General features: G+C 41.3%; 17 protein-coding genes and 1 pseudogene. 17 read left to right on the top strand and 1 reads right to left on the bottom strand.

The genetic code is table 11. The features are described from left to right. Positions 1-3 precede the first annotated feature (3 nt). The 17 genes and pseudogenes from fabD to BMW41_RS08050 form a co-directional block, all read left to right on the top strand. Positions 4-930: an ACP S-malonyltransferase gene (fabD, locus tag BMW41_RS08130; RefSeq protein WP_074649665.1), complete on the top strand. Its 927-nt coding sequence runs from the start codon at positions 4-6 to the stop codon at positions 928-930. Continuing rightward, positions 927-1,547 (top strand): MBL fold metallo-hydrolase, encoded by a 621-nt coding sequence (locus BMW41_RS08125; protein ID WP_074649664.1) that lies wholly within the window; start codon positions 927-929, stop codon positions 1,545-1,547. Before fabD ends, BMW41_RS08125 begins: the two co-directional genes overlap by 4 nt. A 12-nt stretch (positions 1,548-1,559) precedes the next feature. Next, a complete protein-coding gene (locus tag BMW41_RS08120; protein ID WP_074649663.1) occupies positions 1,560-2,648 on the top strand; it encodes a 3-oxoacyl-ACP synthase III family protein in 1,089 nt (362 codons plus the stop codon). A gap of 40 nt (positions 2,649-2,688) precedes the next feature. Beyond that, the gene (locus BMW41_RS08115; RefSeq protein WP_074649662.1) at positions 2,689-2,910 is read left to right on the top strand and encodes a phosphopantetheine-binding protein; all 222 of its coding nucleotides are present in this window, start codon (positions 2,689-2,691) and stop codon (positions 2,908-2,910) included. Positions 2,911-2,920: 10 nt separating this feature from the next. Continuing rightward, entirely contained in the window at positions 2,921-3,160 is a 240-nt protein-coding gene (locus tag BMW41_RS08110) for an acyl carrier protein (RefSeq protein ID WP_074649661.1), read from the top strand. Between the two features lie 17 nt (positions 3,161-3,177). Next, positions 3,178-3,927: an SDR family NAD(P)-dependent oxidoreductase gene (locus tag BMW41_RS08105; RefSeq protein ID WP_074649660.1), complete on the top strand. Its 750-nt coding sequence runs from the start codon at positions 3,178-3,180 to the stop codon at positions 3,925-3,927. A gap of 101 nt (positions 3,928-4,028) precedes the next feature. Continuing rightward, positions 4,029-5,405, top strand: a complete 1,377-nt coding sequence (locus BMW41_RS08100; RefSeq protein ID WP_242870316.1) for an AMP-binding protein — start codon at positions 4,029-4,031, stop codon at positions 5,403-5,405. A gap of 16 nt (positions 5,406-5,421) precedes the next feature. Beyond that, on the top strand, positions 5,422-6,684 hold the full coding sequence (locus tag BMW41_RS08095; protein ID WP_074649658.1) for a glycosyltransferase: 1,263 nt from the start codon (positions 5,422-5,424) through the stop codon (positions 6,682-6,684). Beyond that, a complete protein-coding gene (locus BMW41_RS08090; RefSeq protein ID WP_074649657.1) occupies positions 6,684-7,844 on the top strand; it encodes a glycosyltransferase WbsX family protein in 1,161 nt (386 codons plus the stop codon). Before BMW41_RS08095 ends, BMW41_RS08090 begins: the two co-directional genes overlap by 1 nt. Before the next feature lie 15 nt (positions 7,845-7,859). Further along, complete coding sequence (locus BMW41_RS08085) at positions 7,860-9,152, top strand: hypothetical protein (RefSeq protein ID WP_074649656.1); 1,293 nt, start codon at positions 7,860-7,862, stop codon at positions 9,150-9,152. Further along, a complete protein-coding gene (locus BMW41_RS08080; RefSeq protein WP_074649655.1) occupies positions 9,112-9,546 on the top strand; it encodes a sugar 3,4-ketoisomerase in 435 nt (144 codons plus the stop codon). The genes BMW41_RS08085 and BMW41_RS08080 overlap by 41 nt, the downstream gene beginning before the upstream one ends. Before the next feature lie 26 nt (positions 9,547-9,572). After that, positions 9,573-10,637 carry a DegT/DnrJ/EryC1/StrS family aminotransferase gene (locus BMW41_RS08075; protein ID WP_242870315.1) on the top strand — a complete coding sequence of 355 codons (1,065 nt, stop codon included), beginning with the start codon at positions 9,573-9,575 and terminating at the stop codon, positions 10,635-10,637. A gap of 125 nt (positions 10,638-10,762) precedes the next feature. Then, positions 10,763-12,214, top strand: coding sequence for a glycosyltransferase family protein (locus tag BMW41_RS08070; protein ID WP_074649653.1), 1,452 nt, complete (start codon positions 10,763-10,765; stop codon positions 12,212-12,214). Positions 12,215-12,248: 34 nt separating this feature from the next. After that, the gene (locus BMW41_RS08065) at positions 12,249-13,688 is read left to right on the top strand and encodes an oligosaccharide flippase family protein (RefSeq protein ID WP_074649652.1); all 1,440 of its coding nucleotides are present in this window, start codon (positions 12,249-12,251) and stop codon (positions 13,686-13,688) included. Between the two features lie 14 nt (positions 13,689-13,702). Further along, positions 13,703-14,323 carry a CatB-related O-acetyltransferase gene (locus BMW41_RS08060; RefSeq protein ID WP_074649651.1) on the top strand — a complete coding sequence of 207 codons (621 nt, stop codon included), beginning with the start codon at positions 13,703-13,705 and terminating at the stop codon, positions 14,321-14,323. A 30-nt stretch (positions 14,324-14,353) separates the two neighbouring features. After that, the gene (locus BMW41_RS08055) at positions 14,354-15,391 is read left to right on the top strand and encodes a hypothetical protein (RefSeq protein WP_074649650.1); all 1,038 of its coding nucleotides are present in this window, start codon (positions 14,354-14,356) and stop codon (positions 15,389-15,391) included. After that, a pseudogene (locus tag BMW41_RS08050) lies at positions 15,324-15,781 on the top strand (sugar nucleotidyltransferase); the annotation flags it as partial. The gene BMW41_RS08055 and the pseudogene BMW41_RS08050, both read left to right, overlap by 68 nt. A gap of 250 nt (positions 15,782-16,031) precedes the next feature. Here the strand turns inward: BMW41_RS08050 and BMW41_RS08045 are convergent. Next, a partial coding sequence (locus BMW41_RS08045) for a transposase (protein WP_177171197.1) occupies positions 16,032-16,375 on the bottom strand: 344 nt, incomplete at its 5' end.

The raw sequence follows: 16,375 nt of genomic DNA, 5'->3' as shown, positions 1-16,375 counted from the left end.
AAGATGAAGATAGCATTCCTTTTTTCGGGACAGGGTGCTCAATATCCTGGTATGATGCATGATCTTTACCAGGAGGAGCCTGTCGTAAAGGATGTCTTTGATAAAGCTGATACAGCCTTGGGGCGTTCAATTTCAGACCTGTGCTTCAAAGGTACACAGGAGGACTTGAATTTAACACATAATACACAGCCTTGTGTTCTTGCTGCTGATTTAGCTACTAGCGAATTATTAAGGGCGAAAGGAATCGTTCCGGAGGCTGTCGCGGGATTTTCTTTGGGCGAGTACGCTGCGCTTACTTTTGCCGGAGTGATTCCCCAGGACAATGTTTTCCCAATGGTGCAGGTTCGTGCGGATTCCATGCAGGAGGCGGTACCGGCAGGGCAAGGCGCAATGGCCGCTCTGATTGGCAAGGACTCCGTTCAGGCCGCCGAGATCTGCGGATTGGTGAAATCAGGATATGTGATTCCGGCAAACTATAACAGCCCTGTGCAGACGGTCATTTCCGGAGAGTCGGCGGCTGTTGATGAAGCTGTGAGCTTAGCTGAAGAGCGCGGAATAACTTGTATGAAGCTGGCTGTAAGTGCTCCGTTCCACTGTGAAATGATGAAACCAGCAGCAGACAAGTTGGCTGAACTGTTCAAAAACAAGGTATTTTCAAATCCTGTAATCCCAGTCTATATGAATGTGGACGGAATGCCGGTTACTGAAGGAGATAAAGTTGCCGATCTGCTTGTTCGGCAGGCAATGTCACCGGTGCAGTGGGTAAAGACGCTGCAGAATATGCAGGAGGCCGGAATCGACACTTTCATCGAATGCGGTCCGGGAAGAACATTGTCCGGGTTGGTAAAGAAGACACTTACAGGTGTGAATATATACCGGGTGGAGAACCTGAAAACGCTGAACGCTACACTGGAAGCGCTGATCAAATGAAAGTAGAGCGATATGATTCAGGGCTTTTGGATTCCAGCATGTATGTTGTTTCAGATAACGGACATGCGATTGTAATTGATCCTTGCTTAGATACTGTCGCGGCGGAGAAGTTTGCCATCGACTACCTTTTCATTACACATGAACACTATGATCATATCTTTGGCGTGAATAAGTGGAAGGAGCGAACCGACGCACCGCTGGTGTGCAGCAAGATTTGTGGAGATAGGATAGAGAATTCCAAGAAGAATCAGGCCAGACACTTTGATTCGTTTTGTGAGATTCAGTCTTTTTCTACAAGGTGGAACCCGGAATTCTTTGATTTGGATTATACCTGCGAGGCAGATATAACCTTTGAGAAGGAGAAAAGCTTTGATTGGCAGGGGCACATAATCCGATTGATTGAGATTCCGGGCCACTCTCCGGGAAGCATAGGTATTTGGATTGATGATATGTTCTTTTCTGGTGACAGCCTCCTGGAAGGGAAAGAAATAGAGCTGCGGTTTCCGGGCGGCAGCAGCAGGCAATGGGAAGAGAACGGAAAGAAGGTCATTGATTCCATTCCGGATGGAACCTTGATCTATCCGGGGCACTTCGATTGTTTTGTATTAAAACGGTGAAGGAGATAGTTTATGTCAGTATTCAAAAGCAGCGGAATTGGTATCGCGGGAATCGCGTGTGCTGTTCCGAAAAATAATGTTCCGGTAGAAAGCTTCACTTCTGTGTTTGGCGAAGAGGTGACGAGTAAATTCACCTCCGGTACTGGAATTAAAGCCACCTATAAAGCACTTCCTGAGCAGACTGCCAGTGACCTGGCTGTTGCGGCTGCGGAGGAATTGTTTTCTCATATACCCGTAGATAAGTCTGAAATCGGTGCCATGTTCCTTGTCACCCAATCGCCGGATTATCGCAGACCGTCAAGTGCAAGTATCGTCCAGCTTAGGCTGGGTCTTCCTATTGATTGCTCTTGTATGGAGATTAATCTGGGATGCTCGGGTTTTGTGTATGGACTGCAAACCGCGATGGCCATGATGTCTTCTTCCGATTACAAGTATGGCCTGCTACTGATGGGTGAGACAGCAACGAAACTTGTTGACCCCTTGGATAAATCCATTGTCATGATGTATGGTGACGCAGGCGCCGCTATTCTTCTTGAACGGCAGGAAGGGACAGAGACCACAACACTTCTGAGAAGTGATGGAAGTCGGTATAGGGCAATTGTATTACCCGCAGGCGGATTCCGTGATATGAATCCCGGACATGAACGGTTTATGTGCAGCGATGGCATAGAACGGTCGCTCTATGACATTTTTATGGATGGCACTTCAGTGTTTTCATTTTCCATTTCGGATGTGCCTGAAGCAATCACGGATTATCTGAAGCTCACTGAGACAACTGTGGCCGACTACAATGCCTTTGTATTTCATCAGGCAAATCAGTTTATTATCAAGCAGCTCATTCGGAAAATGAAGCTTCCGAAGGATCAGGTTCCGCTTTCTTTGGACAGGTATGGTAATACCGGTGGTATTTCGATCCCACTGACGCTATGCGATGCTTATGGAGAGAAGGACGGAGAGAAATTAAAGGCTCTTATTTGCGGCTTTGGTATTGGTTTGAGCTGGGGAGTTGCCAATATTGAAGTAGAAACTGACAGGATATACCCTGTTGTGCAAACCGAGGATTACTACAAGGATGGAAAACTCATCCCGGGACAGTACTAAGATGTAAATCTCACAAAATGAATTTAGGAGGAAATCAAAAATGACTAATCAGGAAAAACTGGCTCTTATCGAAGAAACTCTCGAACTGGATGAAGGCACGCTGACTCCGGAAACGGTATTGGCAGATCTGGACGAGTACACGTCTATGGCAAAGCTCTCGCTTATCGTTATGTTTGATGATGAGTTTGAAAAGAAGGTAACTGGAGCTGAAGTAAAGGGCTTTGAAACTGTCGCTGATATCATGGCTTTGATGGAAAAGTGAGGAGCGGCTAATGGAAAATTTGAAGAAATATAAGGATGTTTTCTGTAAAGTGCTGAATGTAAATGAATCTGTATTAAACGAAAACTTTACATTTAAGGATGTTCCCCAGTGGGATTCCGTTGCACATCTCTCCTTGATTTCAGAGCTTGAGGATGTATTTGATGTTCTGTTTGAATCCGAGGATATTCTTCACTACGGCTCCTATTTGAACGGGATTGAAATCCTCAAGAGGTATGGAGTTGAGTTCTGATTGATAGGGGAATACCAATGGAACTTTTGCAAAACAAAGTCTGTATCGTAACCGGTGGTAGCCGCGGTATTGGCAAGGCTATCGCACAGGTCTTTGCCCAGAACGGCGCGATTGTTTATGCGGTCGCAACTCGTGAGGGATCTGTAGAAGAATGGTCTGAGGAGTTTAACAAAGGTGTGGGCGGAGAGGTTCGTCCACTGTACTTTGATATTTCAGACGAGAAGGCCGTTAAGGAAGGTGTGATGCAGGTTAAAAGGGCTTGTGGCCACATTGATGGCTTGGTCAATAATGCCGGTGTGGAGTTCAATGAGCTGATCGGTATGATTAGCCGGGATAACATGGAGAAAATGTTCTCCGTGAATGTCTACGGAACCATCAATATGCTCCAGATGGTGAGCCGTATAATGGGACGCCAGGAGAATGGCGGCAGCATAGTCAACATTACATCGATGACTGCTCTGAGGGGAAATAAGGGGCAGCTTGTATATTCTGCGACTAAAGGTGCTGTTATATCCCTTACCAAGTCCGCCGCGAAGGAGCTGGCAGAAAAGAAAATCAGAGTCAATGCCATTGCCCCCGGACTGACGAACACAGATATGATGAAGCAAGCTGATCCAGAGAAGTTGCAGAGTAGAATCAGCAATATCTGCATGGGAAGATTAGCTGAACCGGAGGATATTGCCAAAGCTTGCTTGTTCATGGTTTCGGATCTTTCAACCTATGTTTCCGGGCAAGTCTTAGCAGTTGATGGCTGCACTATTATGTAAACTGCCATTTGCGGTGATAGGGAGTATAAGAAAATTGTGGTAAGCCACGCAAAGGAGTTAGTGGGATGTTTTTAAATGTCGATAAGCACAATCAAAATAAAATGGCAATCAAGGATGACAGCGGTTTTACGCTGACCTATGGTGATGTGTGCCGGACGATAAAAGAGTTTTCTGCGTTGGATCTTCCCCGCAGTGTCATCTTCTGCCTGTGTGAAAACTGCGCCGGTTCTTTGATTGGATACATGGCATTTGAGAACAACAAGCAGGTGCCTCTGTTACTTAGTGCAGGCTTGGATGAGGAGCTGCGTAGTCGCCTGGAATCCATGTACACACCGAGCTTCTACTGGGTTCCTGAGAGGAAGGAGCAGGAGATCAAGGGTGAGAAGATATTCTCCGCCTATGGCTATGTTCTGCTGAGGACTGAAAACAAGCCCTATCCGCTCAATGACAAGCTCTCCATGCTCTTAACGACCTCCGGTTCTACTGGCAGCCCAAAGCTCGTGCGGCACAAGTACGGCAATCTGGAAGCCAATGCGGAGAATGTGGCGAAGGTATTCTCCTGGAGGCCGGATGAGGAAGTCGGCATCTGCGATCTGCCTATGAACTACACCATGGGGCTGAACGTTATCAATTCTCATCTCGTAGTAGGTGCTTCTGTCCTTATGGTAAAAGCCAACCTTATGGACCCGGATTTCTGGGAATTCATCAAGGTGAACGGAGGAACAAGCTTCTGCGGTGTTCCTTTCAGCTATGAGGTTATGCGTAGAGTGGGCTTTGACAAGATGGATCTGCCGAAGCTTTATACTCTGGCCGAGGGCGGCGGTAAGCTGACCGACAAGATGTTCAAGTGGATTGCTACCTATGCCAAAGAGAATGGAAAGCGATTCTGCGCAACCTTCGGCACAAGCGAGTGTAGTGCTCGTATGGCTTTCTTAGACCCGGAAATGGCACTTGAGAAGATTGGCAGCATGGGGAAGGCCATCCCTAATGGTGAACTGTTTCTTCTGGACGAGGTCGTCGGTGAGAATGGAACTGTTACTGGTGAACTGGGATATCGCGGCCCCAATGTCACGATGGGGTACGCACTGAACCGTGATGACCTGATGAAGGACGATGAGTTCTGCGGTGAGTATCACACGGGGGATATTGCCAAGAGAGATGCTGATGGCTTTTATTTTATCATCGGCCGGAAGGGACGTTTCCTGAAGCTGTTTGGTTTGCGTGTAAGCCTTGATGAAACCGAAAGAATTCTTAAGACTCAGTATCCGAATGTAGATTTCTGCTGTACAGGTGATGACAAGCGGATGAACATTTTTGTGACGGATGCAGGACTTAAGGATGAGATTATCCCATTTATCAGCGGAAAAACAAACCTGCATAACTCAGCATTCCGTGTGTTTGTCATCAATGAGATTCCGAGGAATGACTACGGAAAGGTGAAGTTTGCCGAGCTTGAAAAGATAGCAGGGACAAAGTGAATTTAGGAGTGCCAATATGAGCAAATTGTATTTATTTTCCATGGGGTTTCCATATCCAGGAAAGAGCATGGAAACATACTTGGAAACAGAATGCCAGTATTATGGAAAGTTTGAAGAAGTGAATATATGTGCTCTTGAGGTACTAAAAGCTGATCTGGATAAAAAAAGGGATATATGTTGCGGCACTAAAACTAATGTGTATCCGATTTTGTTCGGCAGTAAGGTAAAATATCTTTTTTATTCAATTCTCTCTGTGCTTGACAAGAATTTCTATGTAGAGTGTAGAAAACTTATAAGAGAGAAAAAATTTGATTTGGGCAAGATAAGGCGGTTGGTCAAGTTTTTTGGTCGTTCACATTGCGATGCAAATCAGGTAATACAAACTCTACATCTTAATAAAAGTGAAAAAGTTAAGAATGCTGTAATTTACACATATAGATTTGAGTATCAAGCTTATGTTTGTTCGTTGCTTTCTAGATATTTTGATAACCCTGTTCTTATTGCTCGGGCGCATGGATATGATTTGTATGAAGAAAGAAACTCAAATCAGTATATTCCATGTAGGGAACAACTGCTTAAATCGTTTGATCGGATTTATCTGATTGCAAAAGATGGCATTAAATACCTAACGGAGAAGTATCCTCAGTATTCTAAAAAATACTTTTTATCATATTTGGGAACACAGGACAAGGGCATAGAGGAGTATGAATCAGATGATACATTTAGGATTGTCAGTTGCTCCAACATATTGCCAGGCAAACGTGTAGACAGAATCATCGAAGTGCTCTCGGAGTTAACAAGTCCTAATATTGAATGGATTCACTTTGGAGACGGTCCATCCGAGGGAGACATAAAAGAATTGGCAAAAAATAAATTGCAGGGAAAGATCAAATATCAGTTTATGGGAAGACGTTCAAATACTGATATTTTGGAATATTATAAGAATAACAGTATTTCGCTGTTTATAAATCTGAGCGAGTCCGAGGGTTTACCTGTTTCAATAATGGAAGCCATGTCGTTTGGAATCCCTTGTGTAGCAACTGATGTCGGTGGAACTGGTGAGATAGTAATAGATGGTTATAATGGTTGGTTAGTCAACACTGAAGATGCATGTCAGAAAATAGCCAATATAATCGATAACTTTTGCTCATCTGTGGCACAAGTAACACACTTCAGAACTAACGCAAGAAACACATGGGAAAAGTATTTTAATGCTGATACCAACTATAATCGGTTTGTACAAGAAATAATCGAAACAGCTGAACAGGAGAATACATAATGAAAATCATAGCATTTTACCTTCCTCAATTCCACAATATACCTGAAAATGATGAATGGTGGGGAGATGGCTTTACAGAATGGGTGAATGTAAAAAATGCAAAACCTTTATATGAAGGTCATGTTCAACCAAAGGTGCCGTTGAATAATAATTATTATAATCTGCTTGAGGATGATGTAAAACTTTGGCAAGTGAAATTGGCAAAAAAGTATGGGGTGTACGGATTTTGCTATTATCATTATTGGTTTAACGGAAAACTTCTTCTTGAGAAACCAATGGAGCAAATGTTGGCAAATAAAGAAATAGATCTGCCGTTTTGTATCTGCTGGGCAAATGAAGCGTGGACGAAAGCATGGGTAGGATCGAATGAACCATTGATTCTTCAAAAATATGGTAGAGAGAAGGAGTGGAAGGAGCACTTTGATTATTTGCTGTCATTCTTTAGGGATGAACGATATATCAAAGTCGATGGGAAGCCATTGTTCATCATATACAAACCAGAAATAATCGGATGTGGAAATGAAATGTTAGATTATTTTCAGGAGTTGGCAAAAGCGGCAGGTTTTCCGGGAATTGCCACTGCCTATCAGCATGGGAATATGGACTTCAATTCAGCAGCCAAAGATGATAGTAGATATGATTATGATATCGAATTTCAGCCCATTTATGCAAAATACGAATACCAAGAAGAAAAGCGAAGAATAGGAAGTAAATCAAAGTATTTTCTAAGGAAATACTATAACAGATTATCGGATTGGATGGGAAAGAACATTGGAATAGATTTAAGAGTATTGCGTGGAGTGAAAAACGAAAATGAGGTTAAGAAATATGATTATGATGAAATGTGGAAGAGAATAATCAATGCACCTGTTGTAGATTCAAAAAGGTTACCCGGCGCATTCGCTATGTGGGATAACACTCCAAGACATGGTATGGGCGGCCATGTGTTCACAGGAGCAACACCAGATAAGTTTGAGAGCTATTTAGAACAACAGATTATTAAAGCAAAAAATGAATATCATAAAGATATGATATTTATCTATGCTTGGAACGAATGGGCAGAAGGTGGATATCTAGAGCCGGACGAGGAAAACGGATATGGATATCTGGAAGCCATTCGAACAGCATTGCTGAATACGGGGGAATTCCCTAATTACTAAGGCGTGGTAGTGTATATGGTTAAAATAAAGGTCAATCCTGGATTTGCAATAAAGTTAATTTATTCTCTGTGCATTTTTTTAAATTCATATTGCTATTTTATGTGGGATACATTCAATAGCAGGCTTGTCATTAAAGCACTCACATGTCTTTCTTACGGCAGTATTGTACTCCTGTTTGCATTCATGATAATTTGGGGGCACGGAAGTGGAAAAGTAAATATCAAAGGATTCTTCCTTCTGCTTTTATGCTTCCTTCTCATGATGCACATGGCGTTTTTTGGGAAAAATCCACAGTACAATATTATTTTATCAGATGTCTTTCTCCTGTTGAATCTTATAACTTTGATCCTTATGAGCGGAGAAGACGGGGCTGATATTTTCAAATTTATTGTAAAAATATTTGCTATAGCATGTTTACCAGGTGTTGTATTTTTTGTTCTAAGTTTGGCGGGGATTAGCATACCTCATGGAATTCTTCTAAGCGCGCATGCTGGTAAGCAGGTCATGGGCGTGTATTATGAACATTATCCTTTGGGATTGATTATAGTGAATCCATTTCATCCACAAAGATACTGTGGGATTTTTGATGAACCTGGCGTTGTTGGTACATTATGTGGTTTGCTTTTTGCCGGTGGTTATAAGCGTATAGACAAGAAATGGATGATTATCTTGTTTATAGAAGGGATGTTCTCCCTATCCATGGCATTTTATCTGTTAGTTATTGTTTTTGCAATCATAAAGTGTTTTCATGCAGGACTTCATAAACTTGCTTTTTTGGTCATCTTTCTTGTAATTGGAGTAAGTGCTTTTATGAACATGGAGTTCGAGAATCCTCAGCTGGCACAGCTTCAGAGCAGAATTGATTTGACATCAATATTCTTTGTTGAGGATAACCGAACAACTTCATCTTATGATTATGAGTACAAGAGATTTCTTGAAGATGGCGGTGACGCTTTAGTCATGGGGGAGGGTCGTGGCGTTATTGCTAAAACACCTGGTATGACAGCAGCTGCTTCTTACAGAAACCTGATTTATGAGTATGGATTTGTCGGCTTTGGCATGTTAATAGGTTTTATTATATTAGCTTATTTCTATTACGGCAGGTCGCCAGATTCATTGGCATTCCTTATAGTTTTTATAGCGTCGATATATCAGCGACCATGGGTTTTTAGTATCGAATATATGACGATACTGTTTACTGGCTTTGCTTTTCTAAAAGCAACTGAACCAATTCCCCTCAAGGAGAAAGAAGAGGAGGTCAAGAAACATGCAGGTCATAAAATACGTTTTTCAACCACACGGAGATGAACGTGGCCAGCTTGTGGCATTAGAAGAGTTTAAGGATATCCCTTTTAAGATTAAGCGTGTCTATTACATGTATGACACGGCAGAAGGCGTGACAAGAGGATACCACGCTCACAAATCGTTACAACAGATTTTGGTGTGTATTCATGGCAGCTGCAAGATTAAGCTGGATAACGGAAAAGAAACAAAAATTATTCCTCTTGAAAAACCTTATGAGGGGCTATATGTTTCCAACGCCATGTGGAGAGAAATGTTTGATTTTTCACCCGACGCTGTACTTATGGTTCTGGCGTCAGAGCTTTATGATGAATCAGATTACATAAGGAACTATGATGAATTTTTAGAATATGTAAGGAACTGCGGTGACACAACATCCGCAAAGGAGGTAGCAGAGTGAAGATTCCATTTGTATCATTTCTTCCAATGGAGAAAGAACTGAACAACGATTTAAGAGGAGCCTTTGATCGAGTTTTCACAAGATCATGGTACATTGAAGGGGTTGAGGATGAGACATTTGAGAAAGCATTCGCTGATTACTGCGGTACAGAATATTGCGTAGGTGTTGGTAATGGACTGGATGCTTTGATGCTTAGTTTGAAGGCATTAGGAATTGGTAACGGCGATGAGGTGATTGTTCCTTCGAATACCTATATTGCAACAGCTCTGGCAGTCACCTATGTAGGGGCAACGCCGGTGTTTGTGGAGCCGGATATCAGAACCTTTAATATCGATCCCTCACGGATAGAAGATTCGATTACAGATAAAACTAAAGCCATCATGCCGGTTCATCTTTATGGTCAGGCTTGCGAAATGGATCCAATTATGGACATCGCCAGAAAATATGATCTGAAAGTGATAGAAGATTGCGCACAGGCACACGGTGCAACTTACAAGGGGCAGAAGGTTGGCACGTTTGGTGATGCCGCAGGTTTTAGCTTTTATCCTGGAAAGAATCTTGGCGCACTTGGTGATGCAGGTGCAGTTGTTACCAATGATAAGGACTTGGCTGATAAGATCCGTGCACTAGGAAATTACGGTTCGGATTACAAGTATCATCATATTTACAAAGGGAACAATAGCAGGCTTGACGAACTTCAAGCGGCATTCTTAGCAGCTAAACTTCCTCATCTTGACCGGATGAATGAGGAGCGTAGAAGAATCGCAACGATGTACACAGAAGGGATTAAGAATTCCAAAGTAACAGTTCCCTATGTGCCAGATTATTGCGCACCTGTTTGGCATATATACGGGATTCGCTGTGCTGATCGGGATGGCCTTGAAAGACATTTGAATGAAAAGGGGATAGGAACTAATAAACATTATCCGATTCCGATGCACCTGCAGGAATGCTATAAAGACTTGAATCAGCCAAGGGGAGCATACCCTATTGCGGAAGAAATCAGCGCCACTGAACTAAGCATTCCTATGTACTATGGAATTAAAGATGAAGAAATACAATATGTAATTGATGCCGTTAATGAGTTTTGACTGGAATAAGTGAAGAGTATTATATATGGGATAAGATAAATCCAAAGTTATGCCATTCAAAAAATCTTGTGTGAAAGAGAAACATCAGGTTTTATTTATGGCAGGCAAAGAATGGGAGATATAAGATGTACGAAATTGAGCAACTGAAAGATGCAATTGTACAGACGTACAACAAAAGCCAGTATGAAGATTGCCTGTGCCTTATGTCTTCCTATGCAAATATAATGTACCAGTACAATCAAGAATACATAGATGACGAGTTGGAAGACATCTTACAAGCAATGGGTTCGTCAATATGTGTAGGACAAACCGATACCATAAAAACAGACAAGCCTATAGATGTGCTATTCTATGACGGCTTCGGACTTGATAACAGAGGCTTAGCGCTACAGTATTTGAGTGCTTTGATAAAGAGTGGATTACATATCGCATATGTAGTTAAGAAAGCCGCAATTGAAAAGATTCCAACGATAACGAGTATTCTTAACACTGACCAGAAATCTGTGATCCTAACTTATGACGAAAAAGAATCATATGTCAATAAGTCGAAGTATCTTTATTCTTTAACAAATAAAATTTCGCCGAAAACACTGTTTGTCTATATGCACCCTGCAGATGTTAGTGCTGCTCTAGCCTTTAATTGTATTGGTAATGTATGTGAAAGATACTATATAGATTTGACAGATCATGCATTTTGGATTGGGAAAAATGTTGCGGATTATTTTATTGAATTCCGAGAGTATGGAGCCAATGTTGCACGGCAGTACAGGCATATACCTGAAGAACAAATAATCATGTTGCCTTTTTATCCGTTTGTTAATCAGTGGAAGAAATTCGAGGGTTTTCCATTTGATAGAGATGGGAAAATAGTAATCTTTTCAGGAGGATCCCTATATAAAACGTTCGATGGTCAGAATAATGCTTATTACAGAGTGATAGAGAATTGCTTAGACCGCAACGATAAAATAGTATTTTGGTATGCGGGTAGTGGGAATAACAGCGAATTATTAAAGTTAGAATCACGTTTTCCAAATCGTGTAGTTCATACCAAAGAAAGACAGGATTTGTTAGAAGTCTTAAAGAACTGCGATATTTACTTTAACACTTATCCACAAACGGGCGGATTAATGATGCAATATGCTGCTATTTCAGGAAAGGCGCCTATAACTTTAGAAAGTAGTGTGTCTGGTGGTGGAGAATTAATAAATGAAGATAAACTAGAGATAAAATTCAAGACCGTAAATGACACTGTGGATATATTGCTGAGGATGTCAAGTGATTCTTCTTTCCGCAAAGAAGTTAATGAAAGGGTAAAGGATTCAGTTATTACAGAAAAGTGCTTCCAGGAGAATCTTGTTTCTATTATTAATGATAGAAAGAGCCAATTTGACATAAGCTATAAGGAAATTGATACTGCGGATCTAAGGGATGTTTATTGTAAAAGGTTTGGTAAGAATTCCTTTGAAAGACATTTTCATAATGACGCATTAATGCCTTTTCTGAAGTGCAGCCCAATTCTTACGTCAAGAATTTTTATATATAAAGTCAAACAGAGACTGATGAAAAGAAAAATGTGATAAAGGATCACATTTTCAGGAGATATAAGGCCAGATGAAAAAAAGTAAACTGTTTGTAGAGAATATGCTGGTGTTTGGCTTTGGAGGTGTGATCTCTAAGCTGATACCAATCATTATGGTTCCAATAGTAACCAGACTGTTTCCAGATACAACGTATTATGGATTGAGTGATCTTTGCTCCACCATGCTGTCTTTTGGAAGAGCAATTGCCGTCATGGGAATGTATGATGCAATGTTTCGGCTCTTCTTTGACCGCGAGGACGACTTAGACCATCAGAAACGAGTTTGCTCTACTGCGATAGGTTTTACAATTTTGACTTCTTTATGCGTGTTTTTGATAATGGTTGTCCTACAGGAGCTACTGTCTAAATTCGTATTTAAAGATTCTCAGTATACTTATTTAGTTTTGATGGCCGCTGTAGGTTCTGCAATTACCGGCACCAATACAATAATGGGTGCTCCCACAAGAATGCAGAACAAGAGGAAGACCTATTTGATTGTTAACGCATTAGTTCCATGCATAGCTTATTCATTGGCGATTGTGCTGATTTTAAGAGGCTACTACATCATTGCTATTCCTCTTGCTACGATTATTGCGGATACTTGCGTAATTATAATTTACTATTTTTTAAATCGACAATGGTTTTCAATTAAAAAATTTGACCGGAGTATTTTGCCTTCACTTCTAAAAATGTCAATACCACTGGCACCTACGTTCTTGATCTATTGGATCTTCAGTTCCAGCGATAAGATTATGATAAGTAATCTTCTGGATGTAGCGCAAGTAGGCATTTACACCGCTGGAGCAAAATTAGGCCATTGCAGCCAAATAATTTATTTAGCATTTTCGGGTGGTTGGTCATATTTTGCTTTTAAGACTATGAAAGATAAAGATCAAGTAGAAACTAGAGCACGAATTTTGGAATACTTGGGGGCGTTATCGTTTGTAACTGGAATATTCGTATTTGCATTATGTAAGCCACTATGCGCATGGTTTTTCGATGGAGATTATGAGAAAGGATATATTGTCGCTCCATACTTATTTATGGCACCTCTTATGCAAATGCTATTTCAAGTAAATGCGAACCAATTCACAATAAGAAAACAAACATGGCTTACTACTGTGACTTTGCTTGTTGGTGCGGTATTTAACGTAGTACTTAACTATTTTATGATTCCGATCATGGGGATTGAAGGGGCAGCATTAGCATCAATGCTGGGATACATAATTTCAACAGCAATTGCAATTGCTATCTTACTTCATCTCAAATTAATACGCTTATCCAACAGGTTTCTATTAACAATTATTATAACTGTTGGCTATATCCTAATATGGAGATTTTTGCTGATTAATAATGCAGTTATTTCAACTATCCTAGCGGCTGCTATAGCAATGGTGTTTTTCGTTCTCTACCGTACGGATTTGAAAGCGATATTAGAATCGCTGATTCCCGGAAAAATGAGAAAAGCATAATTAAGGGGAGCATTATGAGTCTTTACATTGCAATAAAAAACAGGCTTGTGCTTACAAGTATAAGGCGAAAATGGAGAGCACGTAATCGTCACAATTCAACACATATAAAAAAGGCTGTAAATATTGATCTGATTGATGTTGGGAAATATACATACGGTGAATTATATGTATCAGCATATAATGATAATAATCGTATATCCATTGGGAATTACTGTTCAATAGCTCCCGAAGTAGCCTTTTTATTAAGTGCAGACCATTATGTTGACCATATCTCCAGCTTTCCGTTTCGGGTTAAAGTTTTAGGCGAGAGGTTGGAAGGTGTTTCAAAGGGAGATATTGTTATAGAGGACGATGTGTGGATAGGTTATAGGTCTACAATCTTATCTGGAGTTCGTATTGGACAAGGCGCCATTGTGGCTGCTGGCGCGGTGGTTACTAAGGATGTTCCTCCTTATGCTATTGTCGGTGGTGTCCCCGCAAAAGTGCTAAGGTATCGTTTTGAACCTCAAACAATTGAGAAGTTGAAAAGAATTGATTACAGCAAGATTGATAGAAGCCTTGTAGAGAATCATATTGATCAGCTGTACAAATGTGTAACCTCGGAGGATGACTATACCTGGCTTCCTATGAAGTGAGTTGCTACCCTAATGGCGGGAGGAAAAGTTATGGATGACACATGGATAATTGAAAAAGTTAGTCCGGAAGAGTATTCAAGATGTTTGCCTGAGAACACAGCATTTTTTAATTCTGTCAGGTTTTGCGAACTGAATAAAGGAAAAGTGGATGAAGTTCTCTATCTTATTATAAAGAAAGGCAACTCAAATCGATTTGGAATGATAATTGGTGTGAAAGATTCTGCAGGGAAGTGCCCATTTTCTGCGCCATATTCATTTCCTGTTGCACTCAACTCCAACAACGGTGTTTCAGACTATGACTCTGCCATACAAGCTATAGACAATTTTTGCCGGGGAGAGGGGATTAAAAATCTGCGGTTCACTTTACCTCCTTTGACTTATGATGAGCATCATCTGGCGGCTTGGGTTAGCTCTTTTTACCGCCACGGATATCGAATGGTGAATATGGATATTAATTACATACTCGACTTAAAAAAGTTGAATGTTGATAATTATGAACAGATTATCACAAAGAAATCGCGCAGTCATCTGAGGAAGGCAATTAAGTCAGGAATGTCGGTTTGTAATTGCCTGACTGAGGATGAACTTCGTGAAGCATATAACATCATAAAGATTAATCATGATTCCAAAGGACGTCCTACGTGGATGACGTTCGAACAGATATACGAGACAATGAAACTGACAGAATATGCTGCTTTTATTGCAATATTAAACGGAGAGAATATTGCGTCAATGATTTATTATTCAATTGATAATAGAGTGGCGCAATGTATATATAGCGGATTGATTCCAGGCTATGAGAATTCAGGAGCCATGAACTTTCTATCTTGGCATGCTATCCGATATTTCGGTAACAAGGGATATAGCATTATTGATAGGGCCATTGCTACCGAAGACAGTATTCCAAACTATGGATTATGTGACTTTAAAGAGAGTATTGGAGGCGAAAGAAGCCTGAAGTTTACATTCGATAAATCGTTTGAAAAACAAGGAGTAAGTAATGAAAGGCATTATCTTAGCAGGCGGAGCAGGAACAAGGTTATATCCGCTAACAATGGTCACAAGTAAACAGCTCCTGCCTGTTTACGATAAGCCTATGATTTATTATCCGATATCCACGCTGATGCTTGCAGGGATTAAGGGATTATGATCATCTCCACACCGGATGATACACCAAGATCTGAACATCTTCTTGGCGATGGTTCACAGTATGGCGTGAACCTAATCTATAAAGTTCAACCTTCTCCCGATGGCTTGGCGCAGGCATTTATTCTCGGGGAGGAGTTCCTTGGTGGTGAACCGGGAGCGATGGTGCTGGGTGACAACATCTTCTACGGTAACGGCTTTAGAACGCTTCTTAAAGCTACAGTTAGAGATGCGGAGGAAAATGGTAGGGCAACTGTCTTCGGTTATTACGTGACGGACCCGGAGCGCTTTGGTGTTGTAGCTTTTGATGAGAGTGTGTGAAGGATTCTCTGTAAATAGGACATCCTGTGATGAATTTTATGCCTAACAGACTATAAAAAGAAGGATTATTAGTCATCAGGCAGGTTGCTTACTTTATAACGGATATAAGTTGGTATGTCAACAGCGGGCGGAGAAATCCGCCCGTTTCAGTTTTTTGTTTATCGTGTCATTCGGGAAGCTGCGTTTTGGATAGTGTCAATAATTTTTCGCAAATTCATTTTCACCCGTCGGCTCACCATCGTTAACTGACTGCAGACTGATCGTCAACCTTGTGCTGAAGTTCCAGGTCGAAGAGGTGATTCATGTTCAGATATCGTTTGGATCCCCAGTTTGATGCGGCCACATGGCGCAGGCGAGCGCAGACCAACATCAGGGCACTTTGACCGTCCGGGAAAGCCCCAATCGCTTTTGTACGGTGCTTGATTTCCCGGTTAACCCGTTCTGTTGTATTGTTGGTTCGGATCCTGTTCCAGTGTTCGGTTGGATAGTCCATGTATGTGAGCGTCTCTTCGATGCCTTCTTCAACTTTATGCGCAGCTTGGGAAAGCTTCATTTCACGAAGCTTTTCAGCAACAGCGGCTGCTT

It is taken from the genome of [Clostridium] aminophilum (genome assembly GCF_900101295.1).
GTDB classification, from domain to species: Bacteria; Bacillota; Clostridia; order Lachnospirales; family Lachnospiraceae; genus Clostridium_R; species Clostridium_R aminophilum_A.
The sequence above is the reverse complement of the archived record's forward strand: the minus strand, read 5'-3'. Positions and strand labels throughout refer to the sequence as shown.

Coding starts and splice junctions, on each gene's coding strand:
- fabD (WP_074649665.1), top strand. CDS start 4: ATGAAGATAGCATTCCTTTTTTCGGGACAGGGTGCTCAATATCCTGGT.
- BMW41_RS08125 (WP_074649664.1), top strand. CDS start 927: ATGAAAGTAGAGCGATATGATTCAGGGCTTTTGGATTCCAGCATGTAT.
- BMW41_RS08120 (WP_074649663.1), top strand. CDS start 1,560: ATGTCAGTATTCAAAAGCAGCGGAATTGGTATCGCGGGAATCGCGTGT.
- BMW41_RS08115 (WP_074649662.1), top strand. CDS start 2,689: ATGACTAATCAGGAAAAACTGGCTCTTATCGAAGAAACTCTCGAACTG.
- BMW41_RS08110 (WP_074649661.1), top strand. CDS start 2,921: ATGGAAAATTTGAAGAAATATAAGGATGTTTTCTGTAAAGTGCTGAAT.
- BMW41_RS08105 (WP_074649660.1), top strand. CDS start 3,178: ATGGAACTTTTGCAAAACAAAGTCTGTATCGTAACCGGTGGTAGCCGC.
- BMW41_RS08100 (WP_242870316.1), top strand. CDS start 4,029: ATGGCAATCAAGGATGACAGCGGTTTTACGCTGACCTATGGTGATGTG.
- BMW41_RS08095 (WP_074649658.1), top strand. CDS start 5,422: ATGAGCAAATTGTATTTATTTTCCATGGGGTTTCCATATCCAGGAAAG.
- BMW41_RS08090 (WP_074649657.1), top strand. CDS start 6,684: ATGAAAATCATAGCATTTTACCTTCCTCAATTCCACAATATACCTGAA.
- BMW41_RS08085 (WP_074649656.1), top strand. CDS start 7,860: ATGGTTAAAATAAAGGTCAATCCTGGATTTGCAATAAAGTTAATTTAT.
- BMW41_RS08080 (WP_074649655.1), top strand. CDS start 9,112: ATGCAGGTCATAAAATACGTTTTTCAACCACACGGAGATGAACGTGGC.
- BMW41_RS08075 (WP_242870315.1), top strand. CDS start 9,573: ATGGAGAAAGAACTGAACAACGATTTAAGAGGAGCCTTTGATCGAGTT.
- BMW41_RS08070 (WP_074649653.1), top strand. CDS start 10,763: ATGTACGAAATTGAGCAACTGAAAGATGCAATTGTACAGACGTACAAC.
- BMW41_RS08065 (WP_074649652.1), top strand. CDS start 12,249: ATGAAAAAAAGTAAACTGTTTGTAGAGAATATGCTGGTGTTTGGCTTT.
- BMW41_RS08060 (WP_074649651.1), top strand. CDS start 13,703: ATGAGTCTTTACATTGCAATAAAAAACAGGCTTGTGCTTACAAGTATA.
- BMW41_RS08055 (WP_074649650.1), top strand. CDS start 14,354: ATGGATGACACATGGATAATTGAAAAAGTTAGTCCGGAAGAGTATTCA.